This is a genomic window from Bacillus sp. 7894-2, from assembly GCF_002272225.1.
Classification (GTDB): Bacteria; Bacillota; Bacilli; order Bacillales; family Cytobacillaceae; genus Cytobacillus.
In genome coordinates this window covers 1-9,833 of sequence record NZ_NPDG01000104.1, presented here as the reverse complement: position 1 = coordinate 9,833, position 9,833 = coordinate 1, and the positions used below count along the sequence as shown (strand labels likewise).

15 protein-coding genes are annotated in these 9,833 nt (G+C 43.2%); 10 read left to right on the top strand and 5 right to left on the bottom strand.

Translation table 11 applies throughout. The annotated features are described in order from the left end of the window. Positions 1-185 precede the first annotated feature (185 nt). Positions 186-497: a winged helix-turn-helix transcriptional regulator gene (locus CHI10_RS16170; protein ID WP_095245257.1), complete on the bottom strand. Its 312-nt coding sequence runs from the start codon at positions 495-497 to the stop codon at positions 186-188. A gap of 141 nt (positions 498-638) precedes the next feature. Between CHI10_RS16170 and CHI10_RS16165 the strand changes: the two genes are divergently transcribed. From CHI10_RS16165 to CHI10_RS16130, 8 genes are all read left to right on the top strand, one after another. Then, positions 639-1,043, top strand: a complete 405-nt coding sequence (locus tag CHI10_RS16165; protein WP_095245256.1) for a DoxX family protein — start codon at positions 639-641, stop codon at positions 1,041-1,043. Between the two features lie 17 nt (positions 1,044-1,060). Then, on the top strand, positions 1,061-1,909 hold the full coding sequence (locus CHI10_RS16160) for a VOC family protein (RefSeq protein WP_095245255.1): 849 nt from the start codon (positions 1,061-1,063) through the stop codon (positions 1,907-1,909). Positions 1,910-1,932: 23 nt separating this feature from the next. After that, positions 1,933-2,523, top strand: coding sequence for an NADPH-dependent FMN reductase (locus tag CHI10_RS16155; protein ID WP_095245254.1), 591 nt, complete (start codon positions 1,933-1,935; stop codon positions 2,521-2,523). Between the two features lie 113 nt (positions 2,524-2,636). Continuing rightward, positions 2,637-3,365 (top strand): ZIP family metal transporter, encoded by a 729-nt coding sequence (locus tag CHI10_RS16150; protein WP_095245253.1) that lies wholly within the window; start codon positions 2,637-2,639, stop codon positions 3,363-3,365. 67 nt (positions 3,366-3,432) lie between these two features. Then, positions 3,433-3,708, top strand: coding sequence for a YrhK family protein (locus tag CHI10_RS16145; protein ID WP_095245252.1), 276 nt, complete (start codon positions 3,433-3,435; stop codon positions 3,706-3,708). Positions 3,709-3,786: 78 nt separating this feature from the next. After that, positions 3,787-3,996, top strand: a complete 210-nt coding sequence (locus tag CHI10_RS16140; protein WP_095245251.1) for a DUF2187 family protein — start codon at positions 3,787-3,789, stop codon at positions 3,994-3,996. Between the two features lie 312 nt (positions 3,997-4,308). Then, complete coding sequence (locus tag CHI10_RS16135; RefSeq protein WP_095245250.1) at positions 4,309-5,031, top strand: MOSC domain-containing protein; 723 nt, start codon at positions 4,309-4,311, stop codon at positions 5,029-5,031. Positions 5,032-5,072: 41 nt separating this feature from the next. Further along, positions 5,073-5,399 (top strand): YnfA family protein, encoded by a 327-nt coding sequence (locus CHI10_RS16130; protein ID WP_095245249.1) that lies wholly within the window; start codon positions 5,073-5,075, stop codon positions 5,397-5,399. A gap of 31 nt (positions 5,400-5,430) precedes the next feature. Here CHI10_RS16130 and CHI10_RS16125 read toward each other — a convergent pair whose 3' ends face one another. After that, the gene (locus tag CHI10_RS16125) at positions 5,431-6,651 is read right to left on the bottom strand and encodes an MFS transporter (RefSeq protein WP_095245248.1); all 1,221 of its coding nucleotides are present in this window, start codon (positions 6,649-6,651) and stop codon (positions 5,431-5,433) included. A gap of 162 nt (positions 6,652-6,813) precedes the next feature. Between CHI10_RS16125 and CHI10_RS16120 the strand changes: the two genes are divergently transcribed. Beyond that, positions 6,814-7,323 carry a GNAT family N-acetyltransferase gene (locus tag CHI10_RS16120; protein WP_095245247.1) on the top strand — a complete coding sequence of 170 codons (510 nt, stop codon included), beginning with the start codon at positions 6,814-6,816 and terminating at the stop codon, positions 7,321-7,323. Here CHI10_RS16120 and CHI10_RS16115 read toward each other — a convergent pair. From CHI10_RS16115 to CHI10_RS22445, 3 genes are all read right to left on the bottom strand, one after another. Next, positions 7,320-7,808, bottom strand: coding sequence for a J domain-containing protein (locus CHI10_RS16115; RefSeq protein ID WP_095245246.1), 489 nt, complete (start codon positions 7,806-7,808; stop codon positions 7,320-7,322). The two genes, CHI10_RS16120 and CHI10_RS16115, sit on opposite strands and share 4 nt — an antisense overlap. A 169-nt stretch (positions 7,809-7,977) precedes the next feature. Continuing rightward, positions 7,978-8,220 (bottom strand): DUF2164 domain-containing protein, encoded by a 243-nt coding sequence (locus tag CHI10_RS16110; protein ID WP_095245245.1) that lies wholly within the window; start codon positions 8,218-8,220, stop codon positions 7,978-7,980. A gap of 79 nt (positions 8,221-8,299) precedes the next feature. Beyond that, a complete protein-coding gene (locus CHI10_RS22445) occupies positions 8,300-8,464 on the bottom strand; it encodes a hypothetical protein (RefSeq protein WP_179289061.1) in 165 nt (54 codons plus the stop codon). Between the two features lie 89 nt (positions 8,465-8,553). Between CHI10_RS22445 and CHI10_RS16105 the strand changes: the two genes are divergently transcribed. Next, positions 8,554-9,516 (top strand): LacI family DNA-binding transcriptional regulator, encoded by a 963-nt coding sequence (locus tag CHI10_RS16105; RefSeq protein WP_095245244.1) that lies wholly within the window; start codon positions 8,554-8,556, stop codon positions 9,514-9,516. The last annotated feature ends 317 nt before the right edge of the window (positions 9,517-9,833 follow it).

Below are 9,833 nucleotides of genomic sequence, written 5' to 3'. Positions count from 1 at the left end.
CCTGGTGCAACTTCTGCCACAAAAAGCTAGAATCCAAGGATTAGAGTCAGAACCCGACCCAACTTCGGACACAAAAGGCGAGAATCCATTATTCTGAGTCAGAACCCAGGCACCGAGCCAATCAAAACCCGCCACCAAAATGATTTTGCAGAAAAAGAGTCTTCCCCAAACGGGAAGACTCTTTTTTAAGCTTCTAACCAGCTCTGCGACCATTTTTCTATTTCTTTCATTAACGGCTCCATGGCAAGGCCTTTTTCTGTTAAGGAATATTCAATTCTTACAGGAGTTTCAGGGAAGACATTGCGTTTGACGACTCCCTCATTTTCCAGGTCCTTTAGCCGGTCTGAAAGAACTTTGCCGCTTATCCCGATAGAGGATTCGATGCTGCAGAAACGCTGTGGGCCGTTAAGTAATTGATAGATGATCAATCCGGTCCAGCGCTGGCTCAGTATGCCAATGGCTTTTTCAAATCTTGGACAAATTAGTGATTTCTCCATCCGTATCACTCCTTGTTTAATATTATAATCATAAACCAAAAATAATTAAATAACTAATAATAAAATAATTACTTGACGATACTAAATATAAATAATATACTAACTTACATAAAGTAAGTAACTAACCAAGGAGGAACAAACATGAACAAAAACGAATTAGGCCATTTCATTCTGCGAGCAATCTTAGGATTAATTTTCTTTATCCACGGATTATCAAAATTTCAGGGAGGCATCAGCAATACAGCCGGTTTCTTCGAAAGTATCGGCATTCCAGGCTTTATGGCTTATATTGTTGCCGTAATCGAGCTGGCAGGAGGCATAGCGCTTATACTAGGGATCGGCACAAAGATTGTTTCCGTATTATTTGCTGTCATCATGCTTGGAGCGATCTTTACTGCTAAGCTTTCTCTGGGCCTCTTGGGAAATGGTCAAATGGCCGGCTATGAATTAGATTTAATATTGCTTGCTGCATCGATTTATTTTGTTTTAGCGAAGGATTCACCACTGTCACTTGAGAACAAATTAACACAGTCAAAAGCAAATTAATGGGAGGAGAAATTTACATGAACTTTCATCAAAAACCGATAACCTTTGTTGCGCAGGTCGATATAAAAGTTCAGGATCTGCAGAGATCCCTGGCTTTCTACAAAGACATAATCGGATTTAAAGTGTTATCAAAAACAGATAGAACTGCCGAGCTGACTGCTGATGGCAAAACGGCATTGCTTACGATCGAACAGCCGGAAAACGCTGAACCCAAGATGGGAAGAACAACTGGTTTGTACCATTTTGCTCTGCTGCTGCCAAAGCGCTCCGATTTGGCTAAAATAGTGCGTCATTTCGCCGGGATCGGGCTGCAGTTTGGGTCATCCGACCATCTTGTCAGTGAAGCACTTTACTTATCTGATCCAGATGGCAATGGCATAGAAATTTACATTGACCGCAGTCCTTCCGATTGGACATGGAAAAACGGGGAAGTTGTTATGACCGTCGATCCTCTGGACTTTCCTGACTTACTGTCAATTGGGCAGCAGCAGTCCTGGAAGGGCTTGCCCGAAGGTACGGTCATGGGGCATATTCATTTACATGTGGCTGAACTGGCGAATACTGAAAAATTTTATACGGAGGGACTGGGATTTGAAGCGGTCTGCCGATATGGAACACAGGCATTATTCATTTCAAGCGGAAAATACCATCATCATATTGGTTTGAATACATGGAACGGAGTAGGAGCTCCGCAGCCTTCAGAGAATAGTGCTGGACTTCAATCCTTCAAGCTTATTTTTGAAAATGAAGCAGCTATCGGCCAGGTAGTGGAAAATTTAAAAAAGCTTGGCGCGGCTGCAGCAGTTGAAAATAATCAGGTGATTACGGAAGACCCTTCAGGGAATCGAATTATTTTAGGAGTTTAAATTATCATCAGGTGGTGTGAGACATGGGTTTTTTTAATCAATTATTTGGGAGAAAATCTAAGGAGGAACAAACAATGAGCGAGAAATTAAACATTGGAATTATCTTAGGAAGCACACGTCAGGGGAGAGTTAGCCCTCAGGTTGGTTCATGGGTAAAAGAAATTGCCGATAAACGCGGGGATGCCAATTATGAGATTGTAGATATAGGTGAATTCAAATTGCCATTCTTAGGTGAAGGGGATTCGCCAGGAATTGCTGCATGGAATGAGAAGCTTAATAGTCTGGATGGATTCATATTCATCGTTCAGGAATACAACCACAGTATTACGGGGGCATTAAAAAATGCACTTGATCTGGCTCGGGAACCTTGGAACAATAAAGCTGCAGGAATTGTAAGCTATGGGTCAACCGGCGGGGCGAGAGCTGCTGAACATCTGCGCGGAATCATGGGTGAATTAATGATCGCTGATGTTCGCGTGCATCCAACATTGTCTTTATTTACTGATTTTGAAAATGGCACAGTATTTAAACCTCAAGATCTCCATCTCGATAATGTGAACGCAATGATTGACCAGGTTATATCCTGGAGCGGTGCATTAAAAACCATTAGATAAACGTTAAGCAGAACCCTAGAGGTTCTGCTTTTTTAATCTTATTCTGAATAGTGGTTTTTAGGGTGGACTAAAAGGAAATAATTATACAAAACAAAGACAAGGGGGTGGTCCTGTTGTGGAATGCTGCATTTTGGGGTGCGGTTTCAGGGTCAGCGGTCCTGCTCGGGGCATTGGCAGCGATGTTTCTGCCCATCCGGAAAAAAATAATCGGTTATATTATGGCATTCGGTACAGGTGTCCTGATTGGTGCAGCTTCATTTGAGCTTCTTGGGGAGTCTGTCCACAACGCCGGTTTATTGCCGACCGGTATTGGATTTATGGCCGGTGCCGTCACCTTTACCCTCTTCGATATAATGATTTCCAAAAAAGGGGCCCAGCACAGGAAAAGGTCCGGCCATAAAGCAGTAGCCAGCAGCGGAATTGTGCTTTTCGCGGGAACCATTATGGATGCCATACCAGAATCCATCATGATTGGAACAAGCCTGCTTGAAGCCGATTCGGTCAGCTTTCTTTTGGTCACCGCCATTTTTATCAGCAACTTTCCTGAAGGGCTTTCAAGTACTTCAGGTATGAAAAAAAGCGGCTACTCCAAAAAGAAAATCATTCTCCTTTGGAGTTCGGTATTTGTCATTTCGGGAATGGCTTCAATGGCCGGGTACATATTTTTGGATGGAGCAACAGAAGATGTGCTGTCAGGGATTGCAGGATTTGCAGGAGGAGCGATTATTGCCATGGTTGCATCCACCATGATGCCTGAAGCCTTTGAGGACAGCGGTCCGGTGACCGGATTTATTGCAGCGCTCGGCTTGCTGGCTTCATTGGTCCTGGATTATTTTTCATAACATCTTTCCGAAAAATCATGAATGTTTGGCACCTCATGTGGAAAAGGCAAAGCAGGGGGTGTTACTCATGAAAATTAAAAATATTGTTAGGGAACAGCAGGAGGATGTGCATATTGAGATCGGCAGCTACAAAATGGTCATCGAGAAGCGGTATCAGGCTATTTCATTTGTAAATGACATGCTCCTGGGTGTACTTTATTTAATTGGAAGTATACTATTTTTGACAGATGTCAGCCAGACGGTTTCCATCTCGTTTTTCCTTGCGGGAAGTATCATGATGATCATCCGGGCAGGCTTAAATTTATTGAAGGATCTTCATATTAATAAGATATCGCAAAAGTAAAACGGGTTTTGCAGAAGGTCAAAACGGCAATACTAGCGACATGGTTAAAAATATATTTATTTTTAAAGGAGAATCGAGATGGCTGAAGAAACAGATAAGGTAAGCAGTGGAAAGAAAGCGGATATTGGCGATACTATTAGTATCATTAGCGGTTCGGAAAAAGGGAAAAAAGGCAGAGTAGTTGTGGTACGGGATAACTCAGTCATTGTGGAGCTTGGGATCAATCCGAAAAAGGATGAGCCCATCAAAACGGTGATCAGCCATAAGCGCTACAAAGTCGTTAAATAAGGAGGAGGTGCAGGAATGAAACCTGAGTCGAAACAGAGCTCTGCCTCCATACCTCCTGATGTCCGGGAAAAAATTATTAGGTCAGACAGGGATGAAAAAGCCAAGCGGCAGACAAAACGGCCGCAGTAATAGGATTTCCATGATAGACGAAAATGCTGTCATGGATTTTTTACTTTTTAGGAATTAGTAAAATCGCGATAAGTTTATAACTTTGTGGATGAATTTATCTACGTCTAGCTTCAGCGCCTACCCCCTCGAGGTGTCGGGGGTGAGCAAGGCGCTTGTGCTTTGTTCTTGAATGGGGGAGTGTAAATGCTGATTGGACATATAAGAGAGATTGTCCGCTATCCGGTGAAAAGCTTTCATGGGGAAAGCGTGAATAAAACGAATGTAATGAATTATGGACTGTATGGGGATCGCAGTCATGCCTATCTGGATAAGTCCAGGCCAGGCAAATACTTGACGATTACTCAGTTTCCGGAAATGGTGCGGTATAAAGCTGAGTTTAGAGGTGAGGAGGATTTAAATAAATTCCCACCTGTTAGAATTACAGCCCCGGACGGAAAACAGGTCCCCTGGGATGATGGACAACTGATTAAAGAAATAGAAGAACATTCTTTTGCAGAAATTACTCCTGTGCAATATCGTCCTATACATGTTCCAGAAGGAGCAGTAGAAGAAAATATTTTAGTAGTGACGGATGCATCCCTGAAAAAAATGAAAGAGCTTTGGGGAAAAGAGAAGCTGGACTTCCAGCGGTTTCGTCCGAATCTGGTGCTTTCCCTGGTAAAAGATGAACCTTTTATGGAGGATCAGTGGTTTGAAAAGACGATGAAAATTGGCAATGTGGAGCTGAAAGTGAAGCGGCATTGCGAACGGTGCATGATTATTACAGTCGATCCTGAAAGCGGGGAAAGGGACCCAAGCCTTCATAAAAAGGTGATCAGTGAAAGGAATAATCACTTCGGAGTTTATGCCGCCGTCCTGAAAACAGGTGAGATCGCAGCAGGGGATAAGGTTTACCTTTTTGAGTGAGAACATGTAAACTAGAAGCAAATGTTTCCGGGAGTGAAAAGATGTTTCAGGCTATTATTTTATTTATATTGGCCGGTTTAGCCGAAATTGGCGGAGGGTATTTGATCTGGCAATGGATACGCGAAGGAAAGCCTCTTTCATGGGGAATCGCGGGTGGATTGATTCTTGCATTATACGGTATTATTGCCGCATTCCAGGCCTTCCCGTCTTTTGGAAGGGTGTATGCTGCATATGGAGGTGTGTTTATCGTTCTGTCCATTTTATGGGGATGGGGCATCGATAAAAAGGCACCTGACTTTTATGATTGGCTTGGCGCCGGGATATGTCTTATAGGGGCGTCTGTAATTCTGTTTGCACCTCGACATTAAGATTGGCCCAGTTGATGAACTGGGCTATTTCTTATGCACTATGACTTAAACCCTTTCCTTTTTTCTGCATCCCTGCAGCAAAAATGAGGACGACAATGGTTGCAGATATTAAGGTTCCATGGAAAACCCAGACCATTTTAGCCAGCGATAAAACTTCCAGTACAAGAGGCGCGGCAACAAATCCGAGGGCAAAGCCCAATGATTTTAAAAGCATGCCGACTCCAAAAATTCTACCTCTGATGTGGTTGTCTGTCTTTTGCAGGATGGTGGCATGCAGAGTCGTGAAGCACGCATCGAAAATACCGGTTAAAAAGGCAAACGGCAGAATGACCGCTAGGCCAGTATTGGACAGGAAGGTGATAAATCCTGCGGACATTAGCATGGCTGCTGTAAAGCAGGCAAAATAAAGGCGGTTCCCCTGGAGGCTTTTTAATCTTGGCAGAATGATGGTGGCGAGGACCGACCCGATTCCCCATACACCCCAGATTAGCCCATAATAAAAGCTTTGTTTGCTGCTGTCGATCTCTTCTGCCAGCAGCGGTATCCCTAAATTATGCGAAGCTCCTGCAAATGCCCCGATAAGGAAGACGATATTGACAAGCAGCAGCATTGGTTTAAGCAGGATAAATGAATAAACTTCCTTCAAATCCCGTCCAATGCCGGCGAGCTTTTCTTTAAAGCCGCTGCTGATTCCCTCCTTCAAGGCTGGCTCAGAGGTTTGCCACTTCATTCTTACCAAAACAAGTGCCGAAATGACGTAGGTTGCGGCATCAAGGATTAAAGTGACCTCATAGCCAAGGTAATCAGTGATGACTCCAGCACCGATAAAGCCAAATACCAGACTGACAGATGTTAATCTAGATATTAATGCATTTGTCTCCAGCACTTTATCCTGCCCAAAAATCTGCGGAATTTCGGCGCTGTAGCTTACCGCAAAAAAGCTGGAGGTCAAACCAATAAAGAAGCAGACAATGAGAATCATGATGGGATTCGGAAACGGAATTAAGCATAGAATGATAACGGCCCGGAAAACATCCGTCCAAATCATAATTTTCCGCCTGTCATACCGGTCGGCGAGAACCCCTGAGAAAAGGCTGGATAAGACGCCGCCGAGTGTCCTGAAGGCCATTGTGGCAGCAAGCCAGGCAGAGCTTCCGGTGGCAACATACATGAGCACATTAATGGCAATCAAGTCCATGAAGGTACCCAGATCAGAAAAGGCTTTTACATACAGAAAAATTTTGCGGTTCATGTGTGTCTCCCTGGTTTTCAAAAATGGTTTCTGTTTTATTTTAAAGATTTTGAATTTAATTCGCAATACGAAATTTCAGAATAATGCTACAAAGGATTTGAAAAAACTCTGTAGAATTAGTAAGAATGCAAGAATTCAAGTGATGATGGAAGGAGACTGTCGATGGCTGCTCCAGTTATAAAAACAGACAGATTAATTCTAAGAAAAATGAGAAGAACTGATTTGCCCCATCTGATGGAAATCTTTTCTGACCCGGAGGCCATGAGGTTTTATCGCTCCACAAAAACAATAGAGCAGGCTGAAGATTGGATCAGCTGGACGCTGCGTAATTATCGGACTTATGGTGTTGGCCTTTGGATTGTGGAGGAGAAAGCTTCAGGCAGGTTTTTGGGGCAATGCGGGATTACTCCGCAGGATACAGGCGGGGTTACGGAAATGGAGATCGGCTACTTGTTTGCCAGGCGTGAATGGGGAAAAGGCTATGCCACGGAAGCGGCACTAGCCTGTAAAGAGTATGGGTTCACCAGCTTAAACTACAGTAAGCTGGTTTCCATTATCAATGTCCATAATCTTGCATCAATCCGTGTTGCAGAGAAGGCAGGCATGAAAAAGGAAAAGACCTTACATAGAGCGGGAAATAAGATGTATGTATACTCGATTTCCAAACGTTAAAAGATGTTTTTATAATGTTCATTAAACACCTTGAAAAGTCTTTCATCTCCACCTCGGTCAGGATGGAGGGCTTTCAATAGTTTTTTGAATTCTTTTCGGACTATTTGCAGATCTTCATCAGGCTTCAGGTCCAAAAGCTTTGCCGGCTTAATTTCTTCATCGGCAATCAGTTTTTGTGCCTGAATCATTTTCTTCAATGATTTCACTTTTGATTCCTCTATTTGGACCCTGGTATTCAGGATCTCGATTTGCCCTTTCAGGTCTTTTACTTGAAGCAGGACTCCTTCAAGCTTTTGGCGATACAGCACTTCTTTTTCCCGGATGATGAAATCAGCGAGATCCTTCATCTTTATTGAGTAGCTGACTTGCCTCCTCGCGCTGCGTTCCGCTTTTATTTTTCCTTCATTGATCCAGCGCTCAACGTCATCACTATTCGCCTTTATTCCAGATTTTTGCAATTGCGCTACAGCATCAGTAATGTTCATTTTTCTTGCTCGCTCTCTATAAAATCTATTCAGCAGTCAAAATAATCATATCACTGATCACTTTCAGAAAAATGACAGGAGAATGACATAGTATTAAAGTTTATTTACATGAGTGTTTCTGCTAAATGAAAAGGAATCACCCATATATAGGTGATTCCTTTGCTGCACTCTACTTTATGGGGCGCTCAAGCGTAAGGATTTCATCCTCCATTGAAGCATATTGCTGTTCCACCACATGCTTTACATCAGCGATTGCTGCATTGTAGAAATGCGGCGCCAAAGACTCCTTAACAAAATCCAGTACTCTTTCTGCAGCGAACTCAGATAGATCCTCATCTCTCTCCTCGGAAAAGTAAATCTGGATATCCTCTATCATCTTTTGCTGCTGCTCTTTTGTTATTTTAATAAACACAGCATGTCTTCCTTTCGGGTTGGGATACATGATACTATACACGGAAATTTCATAAAATGGGAGGGTGGGATTTTGGCGGTTATGCCTCATCCCCGTAGACATCAAATAAAGAGCTGTAGTAATCTTTTACATGAGTGTTCCTATTTGCCCTCTTTTTCGGATAGAGGGAAATAGGAATAGATGACAGGGCAAGAATAGAGCTGCATAATAAAACCAGATAAAATATTCCTGATAGAATGAACATGAAGGAAACCTCCTTTAGTTGTTAAAAAAAGCTTAATGTATGAAACGCATTTCATAGCAAGAAAAAACGTGAAAAAAACAGGTGGGTTTATGGCAAATATTAAAGATATCGCTAAAAGGGCAGGAGTGTCGGTTACAACTGTTTCGAGGGTGCTCAATCATCATCCCTATGTGAGGGAGGATAAGCGGGAAGCGGTCCTGCAGGCGATGGAGGAATTCAATTATCAGCGGAATATCAATGCTGTTCATTTGAGCAAAGGGGAAACCCTTCTGATTGGAGTGGTTGTTCCTTTTACCAATAATCCTTATTTTGGTCTGCTGGTAGAAGGGATTGCCAATGAAGCCATGAAAAACAACTATAAACTGGTTCTTTTTCAGACCAATTACGAGGAAGAAAGGGAAATTGAAGCTCTGAAAATGCTGCAGCATAAGCAAATTGATTCCTTAATCATTTGTTCAAGAATCTGCGGCTGGGAGGTCATTAACCAGTTTACCGAGTATGGTCCCATTGTCCTCTGTGAAGATGCAAGGAATCAGAATGTGTCCTCAACTTTTATCGATCATTATATGACGTTCACTAATGCTTTAGAGTATTTACATAATAAAGGGCATCAGAAAATCGGGTATTGCATTGGAAGAAAATCCGGCGCCAACAGCAGGCAGCGCGGAAAAGCCTACTCAGATTTTGTAAGGCGGATTGGAGAGTCGTATAATGAAGAAAATATTTTTTATGAGTGTCTGAATTTTGAGCATGGCGAAGAAGTGATTCAGCGGTTATTGAACTTAGATCATCCTCCGACAGCACTGCTGGTAACAAGTGATTTTGCTGCTGCCGGAATCGTCACATCCTGCAGGGAAAAAGGGATTCGAATCCCTGAGGATCTAGCGATTATGGGATTTGATAACCAGCCGATCGCCAAAATCATGCACATCACCACACTTGAAATCCCGCTTGTTCAAATGGGGAAAAAGCTGATGCTTCAAGCGATTGATAGGGAAAGCCGTACTCATGAAGAGATAACGGTGAACCTGATTGAGCGTCAAACTGTTTAGGATGGCGGGCGCTGGTGTTGGGCGGAGAACCAGGAGCGGCTTCGGACAGAGAAAGCAGAAGTCACGGTGTTTGAGTCAGAACCTGGCCCAACTTCGGACACAGAAAGCAAAAATCACCGTGTTTGAGTCAGAACCGAGCCCAACTTCGGACACAGAAAGCCGAAATCCCGGTGTTTGAGTCAGAACCCAGCCCAGCTTCGGACACAGAAAGCAGAAATCCCGGTGATTGAGTCAGAACCTGCCCCAACTTCGGACACAGAAAGCAGAAAACGGAGTGTTTGAGTCAGAACCTGCCCCAAATTCGGACACAGAAAGCC